Origin of the sequence: Paenibacillus sp. ov031 (assembly GCF_900143165.1) — a bacterium.
Classification (GTDB): domain Bacteria; phylum Bacillota; class Bacilli; order Paenibacillales; family Paenibacillaceae; genus Paenibacillus; species Paenibacillus marchantiae.
Map to the genome: position 1 here is coordinate 560,000 of NZ_FRDO01000001.1, position 26,710 is coordinate 586,709.

Sequence of the window (26,710 nt, forward strand, 5' to 3'; positions counted from 1 at the left end):
CGAAAATATAGTATGGGATGAAGGGCTGGTGAAGAGCGGTGAGTGTGCTGGCGTATGATTTGGGTGCTGGAAGCGGGAGAGCACTGCTGGGTCATCTGAATGATCGGGGAATGGAAACGTTGGAGATCCATCGGTTCAAGAATGAGCCGGTAAAAGCGGGGGAGCGGCTGCACTGGGATATATTGAGGCTGCACCATGAATTGCTGGAAGGGCTGAACCTTGTTAAACAAAAGGGGGAGCAGCCTGAAAGTCTGGGGATTGATTCCTGGGCGGTTGATTTTGGACTGCTTGGAAGTCATGGTGAATTGTTGGGCAATCCATATCATTACCGTGATGCACAGTTTAACGGCATGATGGATCAGGTGCGTAAGGAATTGACCTCTCAGCGAATTTTCGAACGCACAGGCATCCAGTTTCTTAGCTTTAACACACTGTACCAGTTGGCTACGCTTAAGCGAAGTGGCTCCCCACTGCTTAACGAAGCGGAGCGATTCCTCATGATCCCCGATCTGCTTCGTTACTTTCTGACCGGTGAAGCGGTGAATGAGTTTACCAACGCCACCACAACACAGCTATACAATCCAACCACAGGGCATTGGGACGGTGAACTGCTTGCACATATCGGTATTTCGGAGACACTATTCGGAGAAGTAGTCATGCCAGGTACTCGAGTGGGGCAGCTGCGCAGCAGCATTTGCAGTGATCTTGGCTTATCTGCCATTCCGGTTATTGCGGTTGCAGAGCATGACACAGGTTCGGCGGTTGTGGCTGTTCCGGCAACAGAGCGTTCATTTGCTTACCTAAGCTGCGGAACCTGGTCACTTATGGGCACGGAGATTGATCACCCCGCCATCAGTTCCGAGAGTTTGGCGCTCAACTTTACGAATGAGGGCGGGGCAGGTGGTACGTTCCGTTTGCTTAAGAACATCATGGGCCTGTGGATTTTGCAAGAATGCATGCGTGAATGGGAACGGAAAGGACAGGGAATCAGCTATGCGGAGTTACTGAGCAGGGCGGAACTTGCTCCTCCATTTGCGAGTCTGTTTGATCCCGATGATGAGCGGTTTATGCCAGCAGGGGATATGACCTCTCGTATACAACAATATTGCCGTGATACAGGGCAGACTGAGCCGCAAGATCAGGGGGCTATTGCCCGTTCTATTCTGGAGAGCCTTGCACTGAAGTATCGGAGGGTGCTGGAATGGACAGAACAACTGTCCAGACAGTCTTTTAATGGATTGCATATGGTCGGTGGTGGCATTCAGAATCGCTTGTTATGTCAGTGGACAGCCAATTCCATTGGCAAACCGGTATGGGCGGGGCCAGCAGAAGGTAGTGCGATCGGGAACATGGCTGTACAGTGGATGGCAAGCGGAGCCTTTAAGGATATATGGGAAGCCCGCAAGGTCATACGTGATTCATTCCCAGTTACCGATTATGAGCCAAAGGACAGACCCATCTGGGAAGAGGCCTACGGTAGATTCCTAAGGTTGACGGCTTCGCCCAAATCACAGGCTGGAAGCGAGGTGTAACATGCTGGCAGCAGAGCGCTATGACCGAATTGTGGAGATGGTTAATGTTAAGGGCAGCATGCGTGTATCCGAGCTTAGTGAGCACTGCCGGGTAACAGAAGAGACCATTCGGCGTGATCTGGACCGGCTGGAGCAAGCAGGGCGACTGCGCCGTTCCCATGGCGGCGCTGTCAGCGTGAAGGAAGAGCAGCCGGAGATCCCTTACCGGGTAAGGGAAACAACACATGCAGAGGAAAAGAAAAGAATTGCCCAGTCGGCTCTATCCATGATTCGTCCGGGTGATCGAATTCTACTTGATGCCAGCACGACAGCAGGGTATATGGCGGCCAATATGCCAGATATGCCATTGACCGTATTGACCAACTCCATACAGGTAGCCACCGAACTGAGCAGCAGGGACAAGATTGAAGTCATCTCGACTGGTGGCCAGTTGGCCCAACGATCTCTGTCTTTTGTTGGTCCGCTCGCCGAACGTTCCCTGGAGACATATCATGTCGATAAATTGTTCCTCTCTTGTAAAGGTGTGCATCTGGAAGGTGGCGGAATCAGTGAATCCAATGAGCTTCAGGCACGGTTGAAGCAGAAAATGGTCGGCATATCCGACCAGGTCATTTTGCTTGCAGATACGAGCAAGTTTGGAGTTCGTGCATTTGCCCGGGTAACCGGGTTAAATGCGGTTCATGCGGTGATCACAGATCAGTCGCTTGATGATGATTTGATAGAACGACTGAACAGCTATGATATCTCAATCACAAGGGTATAAAACAATACGGTATTTGATACTTATATGCGTTATAACAACAATTCATCAGTTATAGGAGCGTGTAATCATGAAGGTCTCCTTATTCATTACCTGCCTCAGCGATGCCATATATCCCCGCGTGGGGGAGGCGATGGTGAGATTGCTCGCCGCTCATGGCGTTCGGTTGGATTTCCCGCCCGTGCAGACCTGCTGCGGTCAGCCTTCCTACAACAGCGGGTATTGGGATGAGACACGGGTAGCCGCCAAAACGATTCTGGAAGCCTTTGATGATAGTGATTTTGTCGTCTGTCCCTCGGGCTCCTGTACGTACATGATTCATCATTATCCCGAGCTGTTTGTCGATGAACCTGTATGGCTGGATAAGGCTAAACGTTTGGAAGCCAAAGCCTACGAATTCACGCAGTTTCTCGTTCAGGTGCTTGGCATCACGGATTTGGGTGCACATTTTCCACATAAGGTTACATATCATCCCTCCTGTCATGGCAGCCGTTTGTTAGGCGTAAAGGATGAGCCTATGGCATTACTTTCGGCAGTAAAAGGTTTGGAATTTGTTCCCCTTCCTTACGGAGAGGATTGCTGCGGCTTTGGTGGTACCTTTGCCATCAAAATGCCGGATATATCTGGTGCCATGGTCACAGAAAAGGTAGATCACATCAAAGAAACGGAAGCTGAAGTATTGGTAGGACTGGATATGGCCTGTCTAATGAATATCGCAGGTAACCTGCGGTATAGGAATGAACCAGTGCGAGTGATGCATTTGGCCGAACTGCTGTATGAGGGGGTGCAAACAGGATGAGTCAACCCGGTGTAATGGATGTTACCGTCAAAGAACGTGCAGAACTGGCTTTGAATGATGACTTCCTGCGGAAAGCCGTCAAGTTTACGACAGAGCGATTGCGTAATGGCAAGAAGTCCGCATCCGAAGAACATGGCAACTGGGAAGAATGGCGCGAACGTGGACGTCAGATTCGTCTGCATACGATCGCACATCTGGATTATTACCTGAATGAATTCGTCAATAATGCACGTGCCAATGGGGTTCATATTCATTTTGCGGATACTTCGGTAGAGGCAGCCGCAATAGCACTTGATATTGCGGCTCGCAAGCAGGCTTCCACCGTGGTGAAATCCAAGTCCATGGTGTCCGAGGAAGTACATCTCAACCATGTATTGGAATCCGCAGGCATTGAAGCGATAGAGACCGATCTGGGCGAATACATCATTCAATTGGCAGGTGAAGCCCCATCTCATATCGTCATTCCGGCTATTCACAAAAATCGATACCAGATTGCGGACCTGTTATCCAAGGAAGCGGGTGAAACTCTGGAACCGGACACCACCGTACTTGCTGGATTTGTACGCAAAAAGCTGCGTGAGAAGTTTCTTGAAGCAGATATTGGCATGACCGGCTGCAATTTTGCCATTGCTGAGACGGGTTCCATGGTCCTATTTGAAAATGAAGGCAATGCCCGCATGGTATCCACCGTGCCAAAAACACAGATTACCTTAATGGGCATGGAGCGTATCATTCCATCCTGGACGGATCTCGAGGTGATGGCAACCCTGCTGCCACGCTCCGCGACAGGTCAAAAATTGACGATGTATATGTCAGGCATAACCGGCCCTCGTCGAACAGAAGACGGGGACGGACCAGATGAAATGCACATTATTATCGTGGATAATGGACGTTCACTTCAGTTGGGTGATCCCGAATTTCAGGAGCTGTTGAACTGTATTCGCTGCGGAGCCTGTCTGAACGCTTGTCCAGTGTATCGTCATATCGGCGGGCATGCCTATGGTGGAACCTACAGTGGACCGATTGGAGCGGTACTTACACCTGCACTCAATGGCAACATCGATGAATGGAACGACATCGCGGGTGCTTCCAGTCTGTGCGGAGCCTGTTATGAAGCCTGTCCTGTCAAAATTCCGCTGCATGATATGCTCGTATATTTACGCAGACGCAAGGTGGAAAAGGGCCATGGCAATAAGCTTGAGAGCGCTGGTATGAAAGGTTTTGCAGCGGTTGTATCCAATTCTAAACGATTCGGAGCGGCTATACGTCTCGGACAGATTGGTCAGAAAGCCATTGTTCGGAATAACGGAATTTCACTTAAACTTGGGCCCCTCAAAGGCTGGAACAGCTATCGGGTTGCGCCAAGCCTCGCGAAGCGTTCCTTCCGGCAGCAATGGAACAAGTTGGATCAGGAGCTGAATCAGGAGAAGAAAGAAATGGATTCTTCCGTTCGGGATCGAATGGAACAGATTCTGCGTGAGCGCGAGGGGGGTGGTGGTCAACATGAACACTGAACATCAGGAATGGCTGGAGCAATTGGAGAAAAAATCTCGTGCGAAGCAGGAACACTTTATGAATGACATTGCGTCCAAATTGAGAAGACCACGGCAGACACATGCTCCGACCCAACCTTTTCGAGGTGCACCCGCATTCTGGACGGATCTGGACTGGGACATAGATAAACGCATACAGGCATTTACCGATAATTTTGTGAGTGTAGGTGCTCATATTGCACGGGTAAGAGACATTGGCGAAGCTTCGGACTTTATCGCTAATAAATCTCATGAATTGAGTGCGAAATATATCATACGTCAGAATGAACAGGCGCTGACGGATCTTGGATTGGAAGAGCAACTTCCCGATGTGCAGATTTCTGTATGGAACAGCAAAGCAGAGGAGAACTGGAAGGCACGGGCAGCCGAGGCAGATATCGGTGTAGTAATGGCGGATTATGCCACAGCATATACGGGTTCTGTCACGGTGCTTTCTTCGCCAGAAAAGGGACGCTCAGTGAGTCTATTGCCAACCGTACTCATCATTATTATTCCAGTTGAACGGCTCTACACCAGACTTGGTGAAACGCTTGATCGATTCGATGAAGCGGGAAGAGAGAATCTTCCGGCAGGCATACATTTTATTTCCGGTCCTAGTCGTTCTTCTGATATTGAAAATGATTTGACGATTGGTGTTCATGGGCCGGGGATTGTATATGGTCTTATTATGGGTTAGCTACATTTCGAAATGCACAACCTTAACGAATGACTGTCCAAAAGCAGCTTTTTGTCTGCGAAGGGCAGTTTTTTCTATGTCTAGTATGTCCATTATGAAAGGGATCATGAGCCATTCAATCATATGGCAGTAGATAAAAATATTCTATAGATAAAAATTATTAATATTATAATTATTATATATTTAACCTATCAAGAGAAGCGGCGTATAATCCATTTCAAGATAGGTTCATGTGAGAACCGACCAAGGAGGCGTTATGAATGAGTATATTTTCTTATCAGGTTCCATTCATGGATGGACACGTGGGCGATTTATCTGTTTTTGAGGGGAAAGTGCTACTTATCGTGAATACAGCCAGCAAGTGCAGTTACTCTCGACAATTTACGGAGCTTCAACACCTGTATGAGCAGTATCGTGATCAAGGGCTGGAGATCCTGGCGTTTCCCTGTGATCAGTTTAATCAGAAGGAGCCGGGCAACAATGATGAGATAGCTCAGTATTGTAGGAATCATTTTCATATATCCTTTCCGATTTTTGAGAAGATCGAGGTTACCGGACAGTCCATACATCCTTTGTTTCGCTATCTGGTCGATACAGCCCCATTTGAGGGTTATGACGTGGAATCGGAAGAAGGTCGGTGGATGGATCAATTCCTAGAGGAGAAACATCCCGAATTATACCGGGGAGACGGAATCAAATGGAATTTCACCAAATTTTTGATTAATCGAACCGGGGAAGTGAGTGGTCGCTATGAGACTACGGTTGCACCGATAGAGATGGAGTCAGCGATTCGGAACCTGCTGAGACAGGCCTAGTTTGAGTTTAATGAACTGTGTATCTTCGAAATTCTAGTTTTCGTTCAGAGCAAAATAATCTCTATATGGAGGGACCAAAGGGGAAATTTACTCATGCCAATTCGGATGGATACCCATTGGTCCTACGACTTTGAGACTCTTGAAGATTAGGACTGGAAATGTTAGGGTAAAAGAAAGATAACGAAGGAACCCATTTTTTTTAATCTAAACTGACCAATATACCATTTTGGTCAGTTGGTTCCGGTATGAATTTCAGGTTATCTGGATGAAATATGAAAATTTGCAGAAAATGTAGTCATGTCTGTTGATCTGAAGTCGTAGTTGAACGCAGGTATTATTTTTTAGTCGAACGTAACACTTGGAAGAGGAGTGAGTATTATGGCGCAAATTTCAGTTCCCCAACCCAAAACTTTTGGGCCTTTAGGAAACTTACCACAGTTAAATACCGATGAGCCTGTACAATCCCTGGTGAAACTCGCTGAAGAGTATGGCCCCATTTTTCGAATGGATTATCCTGGCCGAAGTGAATTGTATATTTCAGGTCACGAACTGGTAGCCGAGGTAACCGACGAATCCAAATTCGATAAACGGGTATGGGCACCGCTGGAGAAGGTACGTGCATTTGCCGGAGATGGCCTGTTTACGAGTTGGACTCAAGAACCGAATTGGAAAAAAGCTCACAATGTGTTGCTGCCCAGCTTCAGCCAGCGTGCGATGCAGGGATATCACAACAAAATGATTGATCTCGCTGTACAACTCGTGCAGAAGTGGTCCAGATTGAATCCGGATGAGACGGTTAACGTACCTGATGATATGACTCGTCTCACCCTGGATACGATTGGATTGTGTGGATTCAACTACCGATTTAACAGCTTTTACCGGGAAGAACCGCATCCCTTCATTACCAGTATGGTTCGAGCACTGGACGAATCGATGAGTTCGTTGCAGCGTTTGCGTCTGCAAGACAAGCTGATGATCACGAAAAAGAAACAGTTTGAGCAGGATATCCGTTCGATGTACTCTCTGGTGGATCATATTATTGCGGAGCGCAAGGAGCAGCCCCAGGAAGGGGCGGACGATCTGTTGTCCCATATGCTTAGTGGCAAGGACCCGGAAACCGGGGAAACGCTGGACGATGAAAATATCCGTTACCAGATCATCACCTTCCTGATTGCTGGACATGAGACGACGAGTGGCCTGTTGTCCTTTGCCATCTATTATTTAATGAAAAACCCGGATACCCTTGCCAAGGCTCAAGCTGAAGCAGATCAGATTCTGAAAGATCCGGTTCCGACATACAATCAGGTCCGCAATCTGAAATATGTTCGCATGGTTCTGAACGAAGCATTGCGGTTGTGGCCTACGGCTCCGGCATTCTCCTTATACGCGAAGAAAGACCTTATTCTGGACGGGAAATATCCTTTGCAAAAAGGGGATAGTGTCAGTGTACTCATTCCCAAGCTGCATCGGGACCGCGACGCGTGGGGTGACGATGTGGAGGAATTCCGACCGGAACGGTTCGAAGATCCGAGCAAGGTACCACATGACGCCTATAAACCATTTGGTAATGGCCAGCGGGCCTGCATCGGTCAGCAGTTCGCCCTTCAGGAAGCAACACTTGTGCTAGGAATGGTCCTGAAGCATTTTGAATTCATCGATCATGCGGACTATCAGTTGAAAGTGAAAGAAACGTTGACGCTCAAACCCGATAACTTCACGATTCGTGTTCGTGCACGCGGGGGTCAACCGGTCATGGCTGTGCCGGGTGTTGCCGTGGAGGAACCGACTCCGGTTGCCAAAAGACAAGAGCCGGATACAGCAAATGCCCATCACACCCCGATGCTTGTCCTGTATGGATCCAATCTCGGGACAGCGGAAGGCATTGCGCGTGAAATCGCAGATACCGCAAGATACCAGGGCTTCCGTAGCGAGGTGGCTACCCTGGATGATCGTGTAGGCAAACTTCCGAAGGAAGGCGTCGTCATCATTGTGAGCGCATCCTACAATGGTCAGCCACCAAGCAATGCCAAGGATTTCGTCGATTGGATTGAACATGCGGATGCAGGGGAATTCCAAGGCGTTCGATTCTCCGTTCTCGGATGTGGGGATCACAACTGGGCCAGCACGTACCAGCGTATCCCGCGTTTGATTGATGAGCAGTTATCTTCCAAAGGAGCAGAACGGTTATCACCGATCGGAGAAAGTGATGCCAGCGGGGACTTTGAGAAACAGGTTGGAGACTGGACCGAGCAACTATGGCCGGATTTGGCACGAACTCTGGGCCTCAAGTTGAACACAAGCTCAGGTAGTGAGCGCAGTTCCTTGTCAGTACAGTTTGTCAGCGGACTGGCGGTAACGCCGCTCGCGGATACGTATGATGCACATGTTGCTGAAGTGCTTGAGAATCGGGAACTTCATGATGCGGGCAGTGAACGAAGCACACGTCATCTGGAGATTAAACTGCCTGAAGGCGCAACGTATAAAGAAGGCGATCACCTGGGCATTTTGCCGCAAAACCCGTCTGAGCTCGTAGAACGAGTACTGAAACGATATGGATTCACAGGTACGGAACATCTGGTTCTGGATGCCTCTGGTCGCAGCGCAGCTCATCTGCCATTGCACCAACCGGTTAGTCTGGTCGATCTGCTCAGTCACAGTGTGGAGCTTCAGGAAGCGGCAACTCGGGCCCAACTGAGGGAGCTGGCGGCGTACACGGTGTGCCCACCGCATAAGAAGGAGCTCGAAGCGCTTCTTGATGAGTCTGTTTACATGGAAGAAGTGCGTAAGAAACGCATATCCATGCTGGATTATTTGGTGAAATACGAAGCATGTGAGCTGCCTTTCGAACGGTTTTTGGAACTGCTGCCTTCCCTGAAAGCCCGATATTATTCAATCTCCAGTTCACCGCGAGTGCAGCCTGAGCAGGCCAGCATAACCGTCAGCGTAGTGCGTGCTCCGGCGTGGAGTGGTCAGGGAGAATATAAAGGTATAGCGTCCAACTATCTGGCGAACTTGAAGCCGGGTGAAGAGGTTGTCATGTTCATACGCACGCCTGAGTCCGGGTTCGAACTGCCAGAAACTGCAGAGGCTCCGATCATTATGGTTGGTCCGGGGACGGGCGTAGCTCCATTCCGTGGTTTCCTGCAGGCAAGACGTGTACTGAAGGAACAGGGTGAGAAGGTTGGCGAGGCCCATCTGTATTTTGGATGTCGCAACCCTGAACATGATTATTTATATAAAAATGAACTCGAAACTGCGGAGCAAGAGGGCCTTGTCCAGCTTCATACCGCCTTCTCCCGCGTGGACGGGGAAGAGAAATGTTACGTGCAGCATCTAATGAGAGATGATGCCCACAAACTGATTCCTCTGCTCGAACAGGGTGGACATCTGTATGTTTGCGGCGATGGCAGCAAGATGGCACCTGATGTTGAAGCAACACTCAAGAAAGCGTACGCTGATGTCAGCGGCAACTCCACAGAGGAAGCCGATGCGTGGTTAGAACGTTTGCAGCAGGAAGGTCGTTATGCCAAGGATGTGTGGACAGGCATCTGAGTGATACGTTCCTGATTCCAATGATTATTGATAGGCATCTGCACGGTGAGACACAGAAAGGTTCTGTGCTCACCGCTTTTTGCTATGGCACAATATCCGAGCAGACCAATGCAGGTATGAGTTATACTAGGGAGGAGAAATATGCATATCATGACATGGGGTTGACCCAGGGCATGGATTGTTTCTCTCATTGGGCGATTACTGGCACAGATATGAATTCAGCGATGTCTGGTCTCATTATTTCTTCTTTTTATTCGTTGGACGATAGATCGATTCGACCTGAGTTAGCGGAAAGAGAATACGTGAGGAGAATTTACCTTTACCCTGCAGCTCAATGTAATCCAGTCCAACACCAACAAGTCGGATATTGTTAAATGCGTTTCCGGATGGGAATACCGTGCGGATGCCTACCCGTATGCCTCGCCGTGCTCGTGGTACATCAAATACACGAATGGAAAACAAACTGAGTGGAATAAATAACTGCCGATTGACTTTGATGAAATTGCGCGGAAATACTTTTCTAATTATTCCAGGTTCCAGACCAGACAATGGAGCATTCAATTCTGCCAGATGTCCCTGGAACTCGGCCAGACGCTGTTGAAGTGTTTTTCCTGTATGAAGTTGGTGCCAATTCATAAGCAATCCTCCGTTCGCCATTTATACCTACTATATGAATGGACGAGGGCAAGAGGTGAGCGAAATGGCGCCCATGTTACTCATGATAAGGTACAACTTAAGATATAGGGAGTGATTCAGATGGACGTGGAAATGTATAAAGACCTCATTCGGGATGAACGTGGCAACTATTATATCGCGGTACAGATAGAGGGTAATGAGCTTACGCTTGTCAACGCATTTGTTGAAGCATCGTTTACACCGGAACTGATCTATAATGAAGAATTTCGTAATAAACATAAAGAGATGGAAGGCGGCTTTGTAGGCAAAATTGCAATGGACCTTCTCCGGCATGATGTGGTCATGGGTTTGAAACAAATGGACAGAAAGCTGCTGGAGCTGTCGGAAGTTGAACAGAAGTACACGGTGAACTATATAGATACGATTGAGTTCTATCGCCACCCTGCGTGGGAGCGGAAAGCATAAGCGAAGGCTCATTTTCGTGGACAGTCCATTAGGATAGTAAAATCGTAAAAGCGCAAGTACAGGGGAGCTACCCTTGCCACTTGCGCTTTTGGCGTTGCAACTATTCATCGGGAAACGCACTAGCGATAGGAAGGATAGATGATGCCGATATCCCGTTCTGTTTTCAAGCTTCCCTCAATATACCGCTGGAGTTCATTTCCTTTGATTCGAATCGGAATGGATGTTCCTCGATAGATCAGTTCACCCTCAATCGTGCGCACGCTCATTCCGATGACGCCTTCCAAATGTCCACCCTGATCCGTAATTAACCGAATTCCTGCTGGCCCCTCCATAAGAATCTTACCATCCTGATATACCGTTACCCGTTCTGGCGTGTTCACCAATTCAAAATGCAGCCCATTCACCGTACGGCTGTACGCCGTATGACCAGCGATTTCTTCGCCATGATCCATGTCGATGGGGAGAAGACCGGTAAACCACAGTTGATCCGATCCAACCGGCATGATGCCGCATAACCGTTCCACATAATCAAGCAGGCAAAGAATGGAGGGGGAATAGGTTTCCGTAAAACCCTCCTCCCCGGTCCATGGGCTTAAAGCCTGCGCAAAGCGCGTTGCTTTGGAAAGGGACGACAAGATGGGTTGCAGTACCCAGGTCAATTCCACATAGCGATGGTGATATTCAAAAGCATGTGGTGCACGGATCAGACTCAGGAAGTTGGATGCTCCACCCCAGCTGTTATAAGAGGAGAACGGATCGAACCGTGGATCATCCATCGACATGGAGGTAAACGGGTATTTGGCAAAAAACTTACTTGTATTCAGCAAATACCGGCGCAGCATGTTATCAAACAATTCACGGTCGCCCACCTCGCAGGCCATCACGCGCAGCAGCACATCGGACTGTACCCTGACGAATTCGTCATTGCGATTCCTGTCGTAGAAGAACATATCCTCTTCGTCATAACAGTAGCGGAAGAGACTTTCCAGACTGGCTTCAGCTTTTGCTTTCCAATCAACACCAGACTCCCCAAGTTCCTCAGCCATTCGGGATAAATACATGCGCTGGCAATATATATTGGCGGTTAAGTCTGGTGCCAAAAAAGGCAGGACCGGAGAGTCTGGATGGAAGGACGCAGCATCATTCATATATGGTGTATCCGGGACATGCCAGAACCGTGGGGACAGATCATGCCCGGTATCAAAGGTGCTAAATGCCTCCACACAGCCGGTCCCTCGGGTATTGCGATACGTTGCAATCCATTCGTCGTATTGTACCATGGCCTTGTACATAGTCTTCAGGAAAGAACGGTTCTTTCCATGAAGTTGGTAGTGGTTCCATACGCTTCGTGCCAATGGTGTAACGAGCTGAATCTGGCGAAAGGATGGACCGTTCTCCGTTAGCTTATAAGGTAGCAATCCATCTTCTCTTTGGTGTCGGGCAAAAGCAAGATAGGTCGTTTCCGATACGGAAGGAATCAGACGTGACAGCAGCTCCGCATTAATGGTGCCCGTACTCTCCAGCCAGCAACCCAGATAGATACCACCTTCCTGAAGAATGGGCTCACTGCCGTTCAGGGGCACAATGCAAGTCAGTAACTTCTCCATTGCGGAATAATAAGTCGCTTCCAGTCTTCCGCCGGATGCCGCGAATCGAACACCCGACGCCTGCCATTCCTGTATTAACTTTTGATCTTCCGGTTTTCCTGGCTGCACATGATCGTGGATCGAGATCTGCCGCAGCTTGTTCAGCAGGGCTTCTGTCATGTTGACCTCCTTGAAGCGGTTAATTATTGATTGGATTCAAAAATTCGTACGGTGCCATTATAGAAGTCAGTCACGGCTTGCTCCACACTTTTTCGGCCAAAGCCGATTTCCTGGTTGGTTGTCTGGGCCAGCTTGGAGAATTCAGCGAATCCCGGTGGATTATAGCTCACGTCAAAAGGCTCCGTTTTTGTAGCTTCAGATACAAAGCTGGTGTAATTATATACAATCTCCTCAACAGGTCCCGCTTCTTGCTGAAGCAGATTGCGGTTGGCTTCCGTAACGGGCACGCCGCGGTCGTTGCCGAGAATTTTGGCTGCGTCCGGATCATTAATCCAGAAATCCATCAGGATCGCGACTTCTTTTGCATGTTTGGTATTCGCATAACCGGACAACCCCTGACTGGATTCAAATACAACCCCAGTTCCTTTTGGACCCCGTGGTACAGGCAAAAGAATTAACTTATCTTCCGTGAGACTCTGGAAAGCAGCCAGTTGATTCGAAGGAAGCAGGCTCATAGCCGCCTTGCCCGTAATAAGCAAGGATTTACTCGTATCATCCGGTGGGTTGGAAACCTGCAATTCAGGCGTGACCACACCTCCGGATTTGGAAGCCTGCTCCCAGTAAGTGAACCATTCCAAAATGTCTTCTTTTGCAAATCCGAGCGTGCCATTCTTCATATCATATAGCTGTTTGCCGCGTTGTTTCAAAAAGATGTCCATACCGTCAACTGTGAAATTATAGGTTCCATAAAAGCCCTTACCGAGCTTGTCGGACAGCTCTTTGCTGATTGCAGCATAATCTTCCCAAGTCCAATCCGAAGCTGGCAAAGGGATTCCCGCTTGATCGAATAGCGCTTGATTAACGACAATACCCCGTGCATTCGCACCTGCGGAAATATGCTGCAGCTTCCCATCAAGACGCCCATATTCAACCATGGTGGCATCCATGCCATCCAGATTCAGTTCACTACCGACATAAGGGTCCAGGTTCAAAAGCACATCCTTTTTGGCGTAGTCAACCACATTACCCCCAAGGAAGAAAATATCCGGTGCTGTGCCTGACGCCAGCTGTGTATTCAACTTGTCGAAATATCCGGAGGAAGGGGCAAATTCACCTACAATTTTAATATTCGGATGTTTCTCCTGAAAAACCTTCAGGGCTTCGTTCGTAATATCTGCCCGTTTTTGATCGCCCCACCACATCATGCGTAGTTCGACTTGCCCGTCTTCAGCGGTCTTTGTTCCTTTCTGCTCATCAGCGCCGGTATGATCCGTTCCAGAGCAGGCAGTCACCAATAACAGGAGTGAAGCTATAACAGTGATCATTAATCGTTTGAACATGAGAAATCCCCCTGACAATGGATAATGAAAAAAATAATATCTGTTGTACACGTATTGCGTCTGGACAGGTATTTTCGTAATTTCGTAATCACTTCAGCCCAGTCGTTGCGATTCCCTCTAGAAAATAACGCTGAAATACCAGAAAGATGATGGTCACAGGCAGCAGAGACAGCGTGGACATGGCGAGCAGTGCGCCCCAATCCGATTGTCCCGATGGATCAAACAATGACCGAATCCCCAGCTGTACGGTAAACAGATCAATTTTGCTCAGGTAGATCATCTGGCTAAAGAAGTCATCCCAGCTCCAGATGAAGGTGAAGATCGCTGTTGTGATCAGTGCAGGAACGAGAAGAGGCACCACGATTCTGAAAAAAATCTGAGATTGCCCGCAACCGTCAATGGTTGCACTCTCGTCCAGCTCCCGTGGAATACCACGGATGAATTGAACCATGAGCAGAATGAAGAAGGAATCCTGTGCCAGCCACTTGGGCAGAATGAGCGGGAAATACGTATTAATCCAATGCAGCTCGTTATACAGAATGTACTGAGGTACCAGGGTTACATGGTAAGGAAGCATGATGGTGACCAGCATAATGCTGAACCACAGGCCTTTGAACTTGAACTTTAATCTGGAAAAGGCGTAGGCTGCAAGGGAACAAGAAATCACATTTCCCAACACACTCATGACTGAGATCAGTGCCGAGTTGCCGAAGAAGCGGCCAAACGACACCCCTTGCAATCCTTTCCAGCCATTCACAAAATGATCGAGGGTGAAGCTGGTTGGAATCAGGCTGCTATTGGTGAAGATGAGATGATTCGGTTTAAATGAACTGAGAATTAACCATAACACCGGATACAACATCAACAGACCGAAGAGGATAATGGCGACATGCCTCCCGGCTTGAACCAAACGTCGCTTTAGTGGCATGTGTACTATCTCCCTTCCTGATTGTCGCCGTAGAACACCCAGAATTTCGAGGTGAGGAAGACGATTGCGGTGAATACCCCGATAATGACCAGCATGATCCACGCCAGGGCAGAAGCATAACCCATATCAAAGAACGAGAAGCCTTTCAGATACAGATACAAGGTATAGAACATTGTTGCGTCGAGCGGGCCTCCGCGTCCATCCCCGATCACATAAGCGGGTGTAAAGGCTTGAAACGAATTGATCATGCTCATGATCAGGTTAAAAAAAATAACAGGCGAGAGCATCGGGAGTGTGATGCCGAAGAATTGGCGTACCTTTCCGGCCCCGTCAACGTCCGAAGCTTCATATAAATCGGCTGGAATTTGCTTTAGGCCAGCCAGGAAGATAACCATGGCCGAACCAAACTGCCATACAGAGAGTGTGACGATCGTATAGACCACATAATCGGGATGGGCAATCCAGGCGGGTCCGGTAATTCCGAACCAGCTCAGAAACTGATTGACCAAACCACTTCCCTCAAAAATCTGACGCCAGACGATCGCAATAGCGACGCTGCCTCCCAATAGGGAAGGGATGTAATACACGGTCCGGTATAAGCCAAGTCCCCGAATCCCTTTGTTCAGCGCCATCGCTACAAGCAGGGCGAAGGCAAGCCTTAGCGGAACGGATAGAAATACATAATAAAACGTTAGCCCCAAAGATCTGCGAAAGGTATCGTCTTCGGTAAAAATCTGGACATAGTTGCTGAGCCCCGTCCACGTTGGTGATGTTAACAAATTAAATTTCGTCAAGGACAGGTAGAGCGACGCAACCATCGGTCCGAGTGTCAGACAGAAAAGTCCGATGAGCCAGGGCAGCAGAAACAAATAGGCAGTCATATTCTGCTGGCCGTATAACGGCTTGGACAGCTTTCTCATCATAGGCCTCCCTTCAGGGTTGGATGTGAATTCGTGATCACCGCAGAATTGAATCCGCTTACAATACTTGCGGTGATTCTCTTGGTAAATTCATCATACCGGGGAGAGGGAGAAGCCGGAATCTCATTTCTTCGGATCATGATTATCAATTTTTTCGGAATGCAGCAAACGATAATCCGAAGGACTTATGTTGAACATTTTTTTGAATTTTGAACTGAAATAGCTTGGGGAACGGAAGCCTGTCAGCTCTGTAACATCCCAAACGGTTAGTTGGGTTTCCTTCAGTAAACGTATGGCATGTTTCATTCGCACCTCGGTTACAAATTGAATAAAAGAGATGCCGGCAGCTTCTTTGAATATCTCTGAAAAATAGGTAGAGTTGTAGTTATATTGCTCAGCTAACGAAGTTAATGTCAGTTCCAGCATGTAATTTTCCTCGATATATCGTTTGGCCGATTCAATGACCGTATCTTCTCCAACCTCGGATGGCTGCTGTTGATTCACAAAATCTTCCGCCCAATGCATCAGCAGCAGTTCTGCCTGGTCTGGAGTCTTTAGCCAAAGCACCCATTCCGGGGAAATCCACGAGGATTCCTGTTCAAACAATAATGAAATTTGAAAAAGGCTTCGGATCATATGGGAAGTGGATATCCGAAATGAGTAAGCAAGCTCCTTTCGAATCACGCTGCGGAAGGTATCCAGCTCTCCACGAATGAGGCAACGATGCAGCATGCGACTGGTTTCCTCAGGCAGTAATGGACTATGATCTACTTCGGGTACACGGTCCTGTGCACCTTTGCGTCCAGCAGAGTTCCATGCCAATAGGGAATGAATATAGCCTTCTTTCCAGCGCTCAAACCCAGACACGGACAATCCCAATCCAACTTGTACATCTATCGTTAAGATAGAGCGGGTCTGTGCTGTGATCTGCTGAGCAAATTCGTGCTGAATACCTTCCAATGTTATGAAATGCATGATTCCAGGGTGGGCTCCGTCATGGAACACTTGCACGTTATCTGGATAGGATTGAGCCATTTCGTGACAAAGCAGCTCAAAGGGTAGGTGGAGCTTTTCGGGAATACGTTCCACTGAGGCAGTCTGTATACCGGAGTTTCGCATGCCAGCGGTGATGAAACAGACGCTGTGATCCTGCCAGGATTCCAGATGAAACAGCCGCATTCGTTCTGGCAGTGAAGAAGGTGGGAGGCGATGTCCCCTAACAAGATCAAGCAGGAAACGTTGCTTCATTTCTTTGTAATACTGGGAGAGACGCCATTGCATCATTTCGGAATCGCCGTGCAGCTGTTTCTTTTTATCCAACTCATCTTTGATTTTATTTAAAGTGGTTTTCAGTTCATCCCGGGTTACAGGCTTCAGCAAATAGTCCATGGCCTGGCTGCGCACACCTGCTCTGGCATAGTGGAAATCTTCATATCCAGTGATGATCATAATTTGAATGGAAGGATTAAGGCTTCGGCAAACGTCCAGTAATTGGACGCCATCCATGACCGGCATGTTCATGTCTGTAATTAACAAGTCAAAATGTTCAGTTTTCAGAAGCTCTTCCGCTTCGATGCCGTTTGCTGCTTCACCTGAAATGATAAAGCCCATGTCTTGCCAGTTCACTTTCAATTTTAGTCCTTCGCGAACCTCGATCTCGTCATCTGCGATCAATACGTTGTACATCATATTCCTCCTGTGCGGGTAGAATCAGTTCAATAGACGTGCCGTTATGCTCTCCGTTCTCGATCTGAATGTTAAACAGACTTCCGTAATGCAAGCGGCAGCGTGCAACTACATTACCGAGCCCAATGTGCCAGCTTTGGCTTCGCAATAGGGGTTCCAGCTGAGATGCTTCAACAGGATCATGAATTTTCTGGATGATTTCGGCTGGAATCCCGGGCCCATTGTCTGAAATGTTGAAATGAAGGTGGTTATTCCGTCTGGAGATCCGGATGTGTACCTCTGCCGTCGTCTGATGCTGGAAGCTGTATTTGACGGCATTCTCGATAAGCGGCTGAAGAATAAATTTAATGATGACCAGAGAATTCAGCTTGCCTTCCTGTGTCAGAGTAATGTCCAGCTTATGACCGAAACGGGTTTGCAGAATGGAGATATAGTGGCGGATATAAGCCAGTTCCTCTGCAAGCTGTACCCTGTCGTCACTTGTATTCATGGAGAATCGCATCATTTTGCCCAGATTCTCAATGACCTGAACTGTATCATCTGTTCGGCGCTGCATGGCGAGACTGCTCACCAGTTCCAGCGTGTTAAACATAAAATGGGGATTAATCTGCATGAGCAGCGCTTTATACTCAGCTTGCTGGCGGAGTAGCTTCAGCTCGAATTCGTTCTGGATGTGCTGTCGCAATCGGCTGATCATGTAGCGGAAAGTGGAGATGACATAACTGACTTCGCTTTTTACATTTTTGTCCGGAGGCAGAAGGGACTCTGCTTGATCGAATGCGCCGCGCTGTACCTGTCTCATGGCCAATACCAGTCGTGTTAAAGGTTTGGTGACGCCATAAGAGAGCCAGGCAGCGGCAAACAAAGAGACGAGAATGAGAACAATGGTGACCACCAGAATGGTACTCTGAAGTTTGTGAAGAGAAGAATATAGCTCTTTTTCCGGTGCCAGACCAGCCAGCATCCAGCCCGTACGCCCCAGCTTTTTGTATACCAGAATATCACGCTGTCCTTCATCATTGTTCAGGTACACCACACCCGATTTGAGCGAGTTGTTCCGGATCTGATCGATTTCTGCTAAAGCTTCGGCACCAAGCTGATTGGCCTGTTGGGAAAGAATAGGACTTCCTTGTTCGCCCAGTAGAAAAATAGTGCTGCTCTCAGCCAGATGGATTCGGTTAAGCGGTTCCAGAAAGTAAGATTCGCTGACGTTAATTTTCATCACATTTTGGGCTGTAGCATGGTGAAATGTCCCAATGGGCATTAGCAGACTAACTACCGGGTTGCCATGATCCCTTATATTTTCATGTTGATCGGTATGTGCAGGCAGCCAGTGATTCCCTGAGATAAAGAAATTTTTGTACCATGATTCTTGCAAGAAGAGAGCGTCGGTCGTTACTTGATTTTCACTGCCAATCCTCAGTCCATTTCGTCGATAGATGGATACATCGGAGATACTGGTGTAGCTGTTCGTAGCCTGGGTCAGAAAACGGCTCATCGCCAGATTGACAAGCATCTTTTCCCCTTCAGGAAGGTTGGAGTCACTTATCGCGTTATCCCAGTTCTTGGCGGTATCGCTGTTGAAAACAAGAGAGGCTACATCATAGATCTGCATTTGAACCATATCGACATAGGAACCGTATTCCTCCATCTTCTCAAGAGCAGAAGATTCAATGTAGGAACGAATTACAGTGCGTGATTCCTTAAAGAGTAGGAAGGAGAGTGTGCCAAAACAAAGAACGAAGAGCACAATGATAAAGGCGATCAGGCGGCTTTTTAATGAGAAAAACATGGATTCCTCCTTAAGCGAATAGATTTCAAGACCGTCGTCAAAATGGGAAAAAGACTGCGTATTATACGCAGTCTTTGAATTAAATGTGGTTGGAGCGGCCTTGCGTTCCTAGAAACGAACCAGATTGTTGATGCGAACAGGTAAGCCGGTTGCGATGGCGCGGTTGGCTGCAATTCCGGTGAGGATGGATCTTGCTCCGTCGAATTGGTTGGCAGCGCGGTGGTATAGATCTTCCGCTGGCTCTCCAAACAGATCATTCAGAAGTACAGGATCACCTCCGCCATGACCGCCTTCTTTTTCCTCGACCTGAACCTCGTATGGGGCATCGAACATGGGAAGGACACGCAGTGTTTTGCCAATCAATGCACCTTCAAGATTTTTGTCACCCAGCGAGTTAACATAGGATTGTTCTACAATGTTCATTTCGATCCGGCCTTTGGTGCCATTAATGGCGATGCGATAGCCTTCCCACGGCTGGTATGCAACCAGTGAATAGGTCAAAATAGCTTTGTTCTGATACTGGACAAGAACGCCCATCGTATCCTCGATGTTGATGCCATCTCCGAATACGCTTTGATCCCGCTGGTAGCCGTCTTCCGGTTCAGCATCCAGATACATGGCTTTGAGATGTGCATCCGAATCCAGATGCAGGGCAAAAGGATCTTCTTGCGCAATCGGGTTGCCTGTTGCACGAGTGTAAAACTGGGTCACGCCTCGTTCCTCTGCGTTCTCTCTACCATAATACATGAGATAGCCGAATGCGAAGACGGTCTCAGGCTGCGAACCGATCCAGAAATTGACCAAGTCGAAGTGATGCGTGGATTTGTGCACGAGCAGTCCGCCACTATTACGCTTGTCCCGGTGCCAGCGGCGGAAGTAATCTGCGCCATGGCGCGTATTCAGCAGCCATTCGAAGTGGACCGAAGTCACTTTTCCGATTGTGTCATTCTGAATCAGTTCACGTATTTTGGTATGGTGCGGCGCATAACGGTAGTTAAAGGTGACGCGTATATTTTGTCCAGTCCGCTTGACGGCATCAAGAATATCCTGACATTTGTGTTCATCGATGGTCATGGGCTTCTCAGTCACAACATCACAGCCAAGCTCCATTGCGCGAATGATATATTTGTGGTGGGTGCGGTCGATGCTGGTTACAATGACGAAGTCCGGTTTCTCGTTCTCAATCATCTGATCAAACTGATCTGCAGGATAGGTTGGCACCTCATTGTATTTATATTTTTCCCTCAGCAGCTGATTGGCGTAATTCATGCGTGTCTGGTTAATATCACAAAAAGCTGCAAGTTCGGATGTTTCCCTGAAATTTTGGGCTAATGCTCCATAGAAAAATTCAGCACGGCCGCCTGTTCCGACCAATACGTAGCGTTTTTTGTTACTCATGTCTATCGCCTCCTTGAATATAGCTTTAGACTATAACAAGGAAGCACTTCATTCGCCGCTTTTTGTGCGTAATCGCTTTCAAATGCCGCTTATTTTGCTATAATTCAACTAAAGGGGGCAGCTGCATGATACAGACATTTCAAGCGGATTACCATGATCCCACCGGATATTTGAATATCGAATATGATCGCCGCCTTGGATATTTTTCCATGACCGATGACCATCTGCATGACCATTATGAGCTGTACTACCTGCTATCAGGTGAGCGCATTTACTTCATTAAGGATCGAACTTATCGAATCAAAGCCGGAGACTTCGTATTCATTAACCGGAATACCGTTCATAAAACAATGGAGAGTGGAAGACCAGACCATGATCGAATTGTTCTGTATATCAAGCCAGAGCTGTTCAACGAATTGGCTATTTTACCCGAGCTGGCTGAGGGACTGAAGGAGCCATTCGGCTGGAATATTCCCATTCTGAGGCTTCCTTCACAAGCAAGTGAAACAGCGGAGCGAATGGTCAGTGAAATGATTGATGAGATGGTCCATACCAGAGCTGGAAGCAGTCTGCTGCTGCGTCACCGATCCGTTGAACTGCTGTTGTTTGCTTACCGTAACCAACATTTGAGCACCGTGCACTCGGCCGACAGTGAGCCGGTTCTGCATCCCAAGGCACAGGCAGTGGTGCGTTATCTCAACGATAACTATCAGCAGGATTTAGCGCTGCCGGAGGTTGCTGCATTATTTCGAATTAGTCCCCATTATCTAAGCCGTTTGTTCAAACAGACTACAGGTTTCACGTTCAGCGATTATCTCAATCTGCTTCGGGTGAAGGAGGCGCAGCGTTTGCTGCGTGAAAGCGAGGATTCAATAACCGAGATCGCTCTGAGAGCGGGATTCAGCAATTTTTCACATTTCGGGAAGATGTTCAAGCGTACGGTTCAGGTGTCACCGAGGACATATCGACAGGAGTTTAGAGAAGTAGGTTCGACGAGAGTGCTGAGATAGGGTGGGTTTATTTCAAACGTTGGAGTCCCTTAATAATGATGTTTGTTTTATCACTTACCTTTTGTAATTCTTTCAATGAAAGCTTCGCATAGGCTGGAGGGACCACATGCCAGTACTGATGGAAAAGGTCACTTCGTTCAGTATATAACCTTTGGGCAGTTCCATCGACCATATTAGTAATGAGCCCATAATATTCGAAAGCGTTCTTAATATTGTTCGTATAGATGCTCAGGTTTGTTTCATCTGTTGTTTTGTTGCTTTTGATGTATCGATCCAGCTCTTTTTTATAATGTATACTTTCCAGAATAACACTGCGGTAAGCTGAGTCGGCAGAAGACTCGATACGATGTTTGAGTTCACGATACTTATGAAAAAAGATGGATGCAATAATCAGAATGATAGTAAATAAAATCAGAATAATATGTCGTGTTTTTGTACTCATAAATACGTCCTTGTTTATGTATTTAGTATGTTCCCCATTTTGAAAATAGAGTTCTACATAATAACATGTAACGACACTTAAACCTATAGGTAAATACAGGAAGGAAATTCTTGAAGACACGCGATCCAAAGTCGAACATGTAAAAAAAAAAAAAGAACCTGAGCAATCCTGCGTGCGCAGACATTGGTTCAGGTCCTTTATTATGACGTTGTAAAACAGTGTTTAAATCTCACTTTAGGAACAACGCAGCTCAAACCGAAATATTACTTGTATCGTTCTCAGGTCGCAACTTCATCTGTAACTCTTCATTCCGTGGACAGACCAACACACCATCAATGACATCGAGACGTGCGGCCTGAATGGAGGAACGACGTGCGGGTTCGCTGGCATGATCGATACCTTCGAACCGATCCGGGTGGGTAAAATAAAAGATATAGGCTTCATCATCCTGTACGACGACATCTGCATGCAAACCGATTACACCATCATCCTCACGATTTCCTGGCTGATCGAGAATCAGACTGTTCCATTCCCAATTCTCCAGGTCATCCGATTTGTAAACGGCCTGTCCTCTCCATTCGTCAACAATCATCCAATACGAATCACCGAAACGAAATACGTTCGGCCCTTCATGCGCACGTCCTGCAATAACCGGTCCAATCACATCCCATTGATAGAGATCCGGGCTATCTGCTGCATACGTATGGGACGAATTAGCTTCATCCTTGTACCACATCCGGAATTTTCCGTTCGGCAGCGGGTAAATACACGCATCAATCACACGATCCGAGCTAAGCTCCAGTTTGCCGTGAAAAGTCCAACATATCAGATCCGTACTGGTGTAATGCAAAATGTGCCGATCATGGCCCGCCCAGTCATGGGGAACCCCTTGAATGTAACTGACATACATGTGATACGTGCCTTCATGCCAGAAAATTTCTGGAGCCCAGAACGTATTATGTCCCCATTCATGCTCCAACCCGGTTAACGTACCGCGATAAGTCCAAGACTGTCCACCGTCAGCTGAAGAAGCTACGCCCAAATCCGTGCCATGCACCCAGGCGAACTTTGGCCCTCCGGCTGTGGCTCTGCGATTGGTATAGATCATCCACCAGGTTTGCTCGGAATGATTCCACACAACGACCGGATCAGCAGCTCCATCAAAGATGGGATCACGAAACAATGGTGCACTCATGATGATTCCTCCTTATATTCAATCCCATTGATTTTGAGAGTTATTGCTTCTATCGTAAAAGAAATGATTTGAAATTACAATATAACGTTTTCAATAGTTAAGGAATTATATATTTGTTAATTCATTTAAATCTTTCAATTAAAAATCTAGCATAGTAACCTGTAACCTGTGTTCTAGTTTGGAGCTTTTATGCTGATCGACAATTGAAATGTAATTAATTACTTATATAGAAGGGAAATATTCCTTCAACCCATTTTACATCTTGCGGTTCAGGAGCAACCGGCGTATATTGAGATTTAACTAAATTAGGAATAATTTGAAAGATTGATAGCTTGTAAAGACATTTTTGTACATAAAGGAGAAGCCGATGATACAGACCAGATTGGACGAATTGGGCATTGTATTGCCCCAAGCAAGTACGCCGGCAGCAAAGTATACCAATGCGGTGATTGTAAATGGAATCATGTATGTGTCCGGTAAAGGGCCGGATACGCGAGAGCGTGGTAAACTCGGGGAGCAGTTTACGACGGAGCAGGGATATGAATTTGCCCGAAATGCTGCCATCGAGGTGTTGGCTGTCGTTCAGGAAGTGCTTGGTTCGCTGGATCGGGTGAAACGGGTGGTTAAAGTGCAGGGGTTCATCAATGCCACTGCCTCGTACGAGGAGCACCATAAAGTGTTAAACGGGTTCTCGGATCTCATGCTGGATGTGTTCGGAGAACAGGGAGTACACGCCCGTTCCGTTTTTGGTGCTGTATCCGTAAGGGATAACTTGCCGCTGATCATTGACTCGATATTCCAGGTGGAAGAGTAGAGTTCATGACCAATCCCGCTTCGATTAATCCGTTAATGCTGTCTTTTCCAGAAAGTTTCGAAACACCACGTTTGACTATTCGTGCCCCGAAGTGGGGAGATGGAGCGGCAGTGAATGAGGCAATTCGTGAAAGTGTGGAGCAATTACGTTTGTGGCTACCTTTTGCCGAGAACATACCTTCACTGGAGGAATCGGAAGCGAATGCTCGCAAAGCCAGACTGCAATTTCTGGAGCGTACCGACATGATGCTTCATTTACGTGACCGATTTACGGATGAATTCGTGGGCAGCAGTGGACTGCATCGAATCGACTGGAATGCCCGTTGTTCCGAGATCGGTTACTGGATTAGAACTTCTCGTGCCGGTGAGGGTCTCATGACGGAAGCAGTCAGAGGTATAGAGCGGTTCGCAATATCTTATCTGGAGGCGAATCGGCTGGAAATCCGCTGTGATGCCCGCAATGTGCGAAGTGCCAAAGTGGCTGAGCGCGCAGGCTATACGCTTGAAGGTGTATTGCGCAAGATACGGTGTGACAGTACAGGTGTGCTAGTAGATATGATGGTGTATGGCAAAGTAAGAGGCGATGAGTTCGAATAGAATGTTTGAATTGAGATAAGAAATGAATCGGAAAATGATTTGAAAGAAAGAAAGAAAGAAAGAAACGGCTCCTGGAAGAACACGTTGTGTTGTTCTCCAGGGCCGTTTTTTGGTGTGCAAATATTGGAGGCTGGGAGGTACTTAATAGACTGCTGAATGAATTGGAGCAGATAAAAGGAACCTCCTTACCTCATTGGATTGGGAATGTTGACGTATAGCGGCGTCTCACCACGCTGATGGAACCGGCTGAGCAGATTGGCTTTGGCCGGTAAGGTCTCGGTGGTCAACAGATCACGAATGACGTCGTTGATGTGCGAGGACTCGGCTGTCTTTTTCCGAAGCTCCTCTAACGTATTTCTCACCACCCTCCAGTATGGCTGCTCCTGTTGACCAGTATAGTATGCCAGACGCTGCACCACATGACTGAGGTGATTGACAAAGAAATAATATTTCAATCGATGCCGTGATTCTTCCTCCGTATACAGGACAGGACTGTTGGCGTTGACTACCTGATAGATCCAACCGTGCTGTTCCGCTAAAGCTCGATTGACACTGATGCCCTCCAGATCCCTAACCATAAATGTGGCAGGCATGCCGTCTTCAAGACGCAGCATGGAATTCTGTACATGAGCTTCCAGACTAATGCCTGTCTCGGCATACAGTTCCACAAGTGGAACCATGGACAACTCCAGATATTGACGAAGCCATTCATACCAGTCTGTCTGCACCCTCGTATCATTTACACGATCCGGCGACGAAGATGATTGGAGACTTTCCCGGACAGCCCGGAACAACAGCGGTTCAGTTTCTCCGGGAAGCACCTCCATGAGAGAGGCCACAACATAAGGCGCCCCTGAAGCAGAGCGGCAAGACTCTGGTGCTTCACGCAGGATCATGGAGAATCCCGAGATCAGCGCATCCTGAGTAGACGAAGGTATCTCTGGAACCTTCAAGCTACGGTAGCCTTTTTCCAGCAAAATTTGAAATTTCTCTGACGTCCAGCGATCCTGAATCTGCTGTACTATTCTGGATGCATCCAGTGTGCGCAGCAACTGCTCTTCATTGTTCTCGCGAATAAAGTTTGTAATTCGAATATGAAGAGACAGCTTGTAGAAACAACCTTCCTTCGGATTCCAGACCGTGCGCACCGATGAGGTAGGATACACCGAAGGCCCGGTAGTGCCCAGATCAATCAAAGTGCCTTGTCGTAATAAGGACTTTACAGGTTCAAGTGTCCGCAAATAGGCGGCCTGCCAAGGATGACAAGGGAGCAGGACATAATGTTTGCTTTCCAGAGAGAGGTGCTTCCAAGCGGCCTCGGCCATTTCCGCAGGAACCCAGGGTGCTTCACTGCCATAGTCCACGGTATTCAGCCAATCCTCGAACACAAGTTCAGGTGCTGCGGCAAAACAACTGAGAGGAAAGCTAACGCCAAATTCTGGCGAATAGGCATGCGAATCCGAAGAACTGAAGCCCTCCAGACTTTTCGGAGTTGGATGAAATGGATGACCACATAGCAGTGCCTGTTCCAGATAGCGAAAATCCAATGTTACAGGAGAGGTTGTGTTCAGCGCGTGCTCCAAATAGGAGGTCATATGCTCCAAACTGTTGTAAACCATCTGCTCCAGCTCTACTCTTTTCAACATTCGGGCTTCTAGATTGGGTTCTACAGATGATATTTCATCGAGCAACAGCGTCGTTATTTGTTCAAAAGAAACTTCTCTCCAACCATCGGGCTGTGCCCCGCCTGATTCTGCAATGTGAAACTTGTCGCCATAGACATGATGTCCAGCGGCGGAACGATGAAGCAGATTTCCATATATCCTCTGACCAGTACGCGGAAGCTCAATAACAAGCGAAAGGTCTGGCCGCGTGGCAATTCGAACATAAGGATCATGCTGTTCGGTTTCTCGAAGATAGGCGTTCAATATACGGCTTAGCATCTCCTGACGGGCAATTCCGCTCGGCGATACTAAAGTGGGATGAACAGTCTGCTGGAATGGATCGATGGTGACGTTATCCTTGGTCATGATTG

General features: G+C 47.7%; 22 protein-coding genes. 11 read left to right on the forward strand and 11 right to left on the reverse strand.

The genetic code is table 11. The features are described 5' to 3' along the window. The first annotated feature begins 38 nt into the window (after nt 1-38). The 7 genes from BUA17_RS02640 (at nt 39) to BUA17_RS02670 (ending at nt 9,687) form a co-directional block, all read left to right on the forward strand. Nucleotides 39-1,532 carry a rhamnulokinase gene (locus tag BUA17_RS02640; protein WP_072732505.1) on the forward strand — a complete coding sequence of 498 codons (1,494 nt, stop codon included), beginning with the start codon at nt 39-41 and terminating at the stop codon, nt 1,530-1,532. A 1-nt stretch (nt 1,533) separates the two neighbouring features. After that, nucleotides 1,534-2,295, forward strand: a complete 762-nt coding sequence (locus BUA17_RS02645; protein ID WP_072732506.1) for a DeoR/GlpR family DNA-binding transcription regulator — start codon at nt 1,534-1,536, stop codon at nt 2,293-2,295. A gap of 67 nt (nt 2,296-2,362) precedes the next feature. Then, a complete protein-coding gene (locus tag BUA17_RS02650; RefSeq protein WP_072732507.1) occupies nt 2,363-3,091 on the forward strand; it encodes a (Fe-S)-binding protein in 729 nt (242 codons plus the stop codon). Continuing rightward, on the forward strand, nt 3,088-4,605 hold the full coding sequence (locus BUA17_RS02655; RefSeq protein ID WP_072732508.1) for a LutB/LldF family L-lactate oxidation iron-sulfur protein: 1,518 nt from the start codon (nt 3,088-3,090) through the stop codon (nt 4,603-4,605). The genes BUA17_RS02650 and BUA17_RS02655 overlap by 4 nt, the downstream gene beginning before the upstream one ends. Beyond that, nucleotides 4,595-5,320, forward strand: coding sequence for a LutC/YkgG family protein (locus BUA17_RS02660; protein ID WP_072732509.1), 726 nt, complete (start codon nt 4,595-4,597; stop codon nt 5,318-5,320). Before BUA17_RS02655 ends, BUA17_RS02660 begins: the two co-directional genes overlap by 11 nt. Nucleotides 5,321-5,580: 260 nt before the next feature. Next, a complete protein-coding gene (locus BUA17_RS02665; RefSeq protein ID WP_072732510.1) occupies nt 5,581-6,135 on the forward strand; it encodes a glutathione peroxidase in 555 nt (184 codons plus the stop codon). A gap of 378 nt (nt 6,136-6,513) precedes the next feature. Then, nucleotides 6,514-9,687, forward strand: coding sequence for a bifunctional cytochrome P450/NADPH--P450 reductase (locus tag BUA17_RS02670; protein ID WP_072732511.1), 3,174 nt, complete (start codon nt 6,514-6,516; stop codon nt 9,685-9,687). A 237-nt stretch (nt 9,688-9,924) separates the two neighbouring features. Here BUA17_RS02670 and BUA17_RS02675 read toward each other — a convergent pair whose 3' ends face one another. After that, complete coding sequence (locus BUA17_RS02675) at nt 9,925-10,323, reverse strand: hypothetical protein (protein ID WP_064638911.1); 399 nt, start codon at nt 10,321-10,323, stop codon at nt 9,925-9,927. A 120-nt stretch (nt 10,324-10,443) separates the two neighbouring features. Here BUA17_RS02675 and BUA17_RS02680 point away from each other — a divergent pair, with 120 nt between their 5' ends. Further along, nucleotides 10,444-10,788 carry a hypothetical protein gene (locus tag BUA17_RS02680; RefSeq protein WP_063563339.1) on the forward strand — a complete coding sequence of 115 codons (345 nt, stop codon included), beginning with the start codon at nt 10,444-10,446 and terminating at the stop codon, nt 10,786-10,788. A 119-nt stretch (nt 10,789-10,907) separates the two neighbouring features. On the opposite strand, the gene BUA17_RS02685 is transcribed toward BUA17_RS02680, so the two are convergent. The 7 genes from BUA17_RS02685 to BUA17_RS02715 form a co-directional block, all read right to left on the reverse strand. Continuing rightward, the gene (locus BUA17_RS02685; RefSeq protein WP_072732512.1) at nt 10,908-12,554 is read right to left on the reverse strand and encodes an MGH1-like glycoside hydrolase domain-containing protein; all 1,647 of its coding nucleotides are present in this window, start codon (nt 12,552-12,554) and stop codon (nt 10,908-10,910) included. Between the two features lie 23 nt (nt 12,555-12,577). Next, nucleotides 12,578-13,894 (reverse strand): ABC transporter substrate-binding protein, encoded by a 1,317-nt coding sequence (locus BUA17_RS02690; RefSeq protein WP_072732513.1) that lies wholly within the window; start codon nt 13,892-13,894, stop codon nt 12,578-12,580. A gap of 88 nt (nt 13,895-13,982) precedes the next feature. After that, a complete protein-coding gene (locus tag BUA17_RS02695; protein WP_072732514.1) occupies nt 13,983-14,822 on the reverse strand; it encodes a carbohydrate ABC transporter permease in 840 nt (279 codons plus the stop codon). A 5-nt stretch (nt 14,823-14,827) separates the two neighbouring features. Further along, nucleotides 14,828-15,742, reverse strand: a complete 915-nt coding sequence (locus BUA17_RS02700) for a carbohydrate ABC transporter permease (protein WP_063563343.1) — start codon at nt 15,740-15,742, stop codon at nt 14,828-14,830. 123 nt (nt 15,743-15,865) lie between these two features. Next, nucleotides 15,866-17,431 (reverse strand): response regulator, encoded by a 1,566-nt coding sequence (locus BUA17_RS02705; protein WP_072732515.1) that lies wholly within the window; start codon nt 17,429-17,431, stop codon nt 15,866-15,868. After that, complete coding sequence (locus tag BUA17_RS02710) at nt 17,403-19,220, reverse strand: cache domain-containing sensor histidine kinase (RefSeq protein WP_072732516.1); 1,818 nt, start codon at nt 19,218-19,220, stop codon at nt 17,403-17,405. The genes BUA17_RS02705 and BUA17_RS02710 overlap by 29 nt, the downstream gene beginning before the upstream one ends. Before the next feature lie 108 nt (nt 19,221-19,328). Next, the gene (locus tag BUA17_RS02715; RefSeq protein ID WP_072732517.1) at nt 19,329-20,618 is read right to left on the reverse strand and encodes a Gfo/Idh/MocA family protein; all 1,290 of its coding nucleotides are present in this window, start codon (nt 20,616-20,618) and stop codon (nt 19,329-19,331) included. A gap of 125 nt (nt 20,619-20,743) precedes the next feature. On the opposite strand from BUA17_RS02715, the gene BUA17_RS02720 reads away from it, so the two are divergent. Then, on the forward strand, nt 20,744-21,628 hold the full coding sequence (locus BUA17_RS02720; RefSeq protein WP_072732518.1) for an AraC family transcriptional regulator: 885 nt from the start codon (nt 20,744-20,746) through the stop codon (nt 21,626-21,628). 7 nt (nt 21,629-21,635) lie between these two features. Here the strand turns inward: BUA17_RS02720 and BUA17_RS02725 are convergent, their stop codons facing one another. After that, complete coding sequence (locus BUA17_RS02725) at nt 21,636-22,070, reverse strand: hypothetical protein (RefSeq protein WP_063563348.1); 435 nt, start codon at nt 22,068-22,070, stop codon at nt 21,636-21,638. A gap of 250 nt (nt 22,071-22,320) precedes the next feature. After that, nucleotides 22,321-23,265, reverse strand: coding sequence for a glycoside hydrolase family protein (locus tag BUA17_RS02730; RefSeq protein WP_072732519.1), 945 nt, complete (start codon nt 23,263-23,265; stop codon nt 22,321-22,323). Between the two features lie 367 nt (nt 23,266-23,632). On the opposite strand from BUA17_RS02730, the gene BUA17_RS02735 reads away from it, so the two are divergent. Both BUA17_RS02735 and BUA17_RS02740 read left to right on the forward strand, forming a co-directional pair. Next, the gene (locus BUA17_RS02735) at nt 23,633-24,079 is read left to right on the forward strand and encodes a RidA family protein (protein ID WP_072732520.1); all 447 of its coding nucleotides are present in this window, start codon (nt 23,633-23,635) and stop codon (nt 24,077-24,079) included. Nucleotides 24,080-24,084: 5 nt separating this feature from the next. After that, entirely contained in the window at nt 24,085-24,675 is a 591-nt protein-coding gene (locus BUA17_RS02740; protein WP_170867774.1) for a GNAT family N-acetyltransferase, read from the forward strand. 185 nt (nt 24,676-24,860) lie between these two features. On the opposite strand, the gene BUA17_RS02745 is transcribed toward BUA17_RS02740, so the two are convergent. Then, the gene (locus BUA17_RS02745) at nt 24,861-26,705 is read right to left on the reverse strand and encodes an IucA/IucC family protein (RefSeq protein WP_072732521.1); all 1,845 of its coding nucleotides are present in this window, start codon (nt 26,703-26,705) and stop codon (nt 24,861-24,863) included. Nucleotides 26,706-26,710 lie beyond the last annotated feature (5 nt).

Bases quoted from the DNA above. Each gene is read 5' to 3' on its own strand.
- BUA17_RS02705 (WP_072732515.1), bottom strand. From the start codon at position 17,431: ATGATGTACAACGTATTGATCGCAGATGACGAGATCGAGGTTCGCGAA.
- BUA17_RS02740 (WP_170867774.1), top strand. From the start codon at position 24,085: ATGACCAATCCCGCTTCGATTAATCCGTTAATGCTGTCTTTTCCAGAA.
- BUA17_RS02725 (WP_063563348.1), bottom strand. From the start codon at position 22,070: ATGAGTACAAAAACACGACATATTATTCTGATTTTATTTACTATCATT.
- BUA17_RS02745 (WP_072732521.1), bottom strand. From the start codon at position 26,705: ATGACCAAGGATAACGTCACCATCGATCCATTCCAGCAGACTGTTCAT.
- BUA17_RS02645 (WP_072732506.1), top strand. From the start codon at position 1,534: ATGCTGGCAGCAGAGCGCTATGACCGAATTGTGGAGATGGTTAATGTT.
- BUA17_RS02670 (WP_072732511.1), top strand. From the start codon at position 6,514: ATGGCGCAAATTTCAGTTCCCCAACCCAAAACTTTTGGGCCTTTAGGA.
- BUA17_RS02715 (WP_072732517.1), bottom strand. From the start codon at position 20,618: ATGAGTAACAAAAAACGCTACGTATTGGTCGGAACAGGCGGCCGTGCT.
- BUA17_RS02655 (WP_072732508.1), top strand. From the start codon at position 3,088: ATGAGTCAACCCGGTGTAATGGATGTTACCGTCAAAGAACGTGCAGAA.
- BUA17_RS02660 (WP_072732509.1), top strand. From the start codon at position 4,595: ATGAACACTGAACATCAGGAATGGCTGGAGCAATTGGAGAAAAAATCT.
- BUA17_RS02710 (WP_072732516.1), bottom strand. From the start codon at position 19,220: ATGTTTTTCTCATTAAAAAGCCGCCTGATCGCCTTTATCATTGTGCTC.
- BUA17_RS02690 (WP_072732513.1), bottom strand. From the start codon at position 13,894: ATGTTCAAACGATTAATGATCACTGTTATAGCTTCACTCCTGTTATTG.
- BUA17_RS02720 (WP_072732518.1), top strand. From the start codon at position 20,744: ATGATACAGACATTTCAAGCGGATTACCATGATCCCACCGGATATTTG.
- BUA17_RS02675 (WP_064638911.1), bottom strand. From the start codon at position 10,323: ATGAATTGGCACCAACTTCATACAGGAAAAACACTTCAACAGCGTCTG.
- BUA17_RS02665 (WP_072732510.1), top strand. From the start codon at position 5,581: ATGAGTATATTTTCTTATCAGGTTCCATTCATGGATGGACACGTGGGC.
- BUA17_RS02650 (WP_072732507.1), top strand. From the start codon at position 2,363: ATGAAGGTCTCCTTATTCATTACCTGCCTCAGCGATGCCATATATCCC.
- BUA17_RS02685 (WP_072732512.1), bottom strand. From the start codon at position 12,554: ATGACAGAAGCCCTGCTGAACAAGCTGCGGCAGATCTCGATCCACGAT.
- BUA17_RS02695 (WP_072732514.1), bottom strand. From the start codon at position 14,822: ATGCCACTAAAGCGACGTTTGGTTCAAGCCGGGAGGCATGTCGCCATT.
- BUA17_RS02730 (WP_072732519.1), bottom strand. From the start codon at position 23,265: ATGAGTGCACCATTGTTTCGTGATCCCATCTTTGATGGAGCTGCTGAT.
- BUA17_RS02700 (WP_063563343.1), bottom strand. From the start codon at position 15,742: ATGAGAAAGCTGTCCAAGCCGTTATACGGCCAGCAGAATATGACTGCC.
- BUA17_RS02680 (WP_063563339.1), top strand. From the start codon at position 10,444: ATGGACGTGGAAATGTATAAAGACCTCATTCGGGATGAACGTGGCAAC.
- BUA17_RS02735 (WP_072732520.1), top strand. From the start codon at position 23,633: ATGATACAGACCAGATTGGACGAATTGGGCATTGTATTGCCCCAAGCA.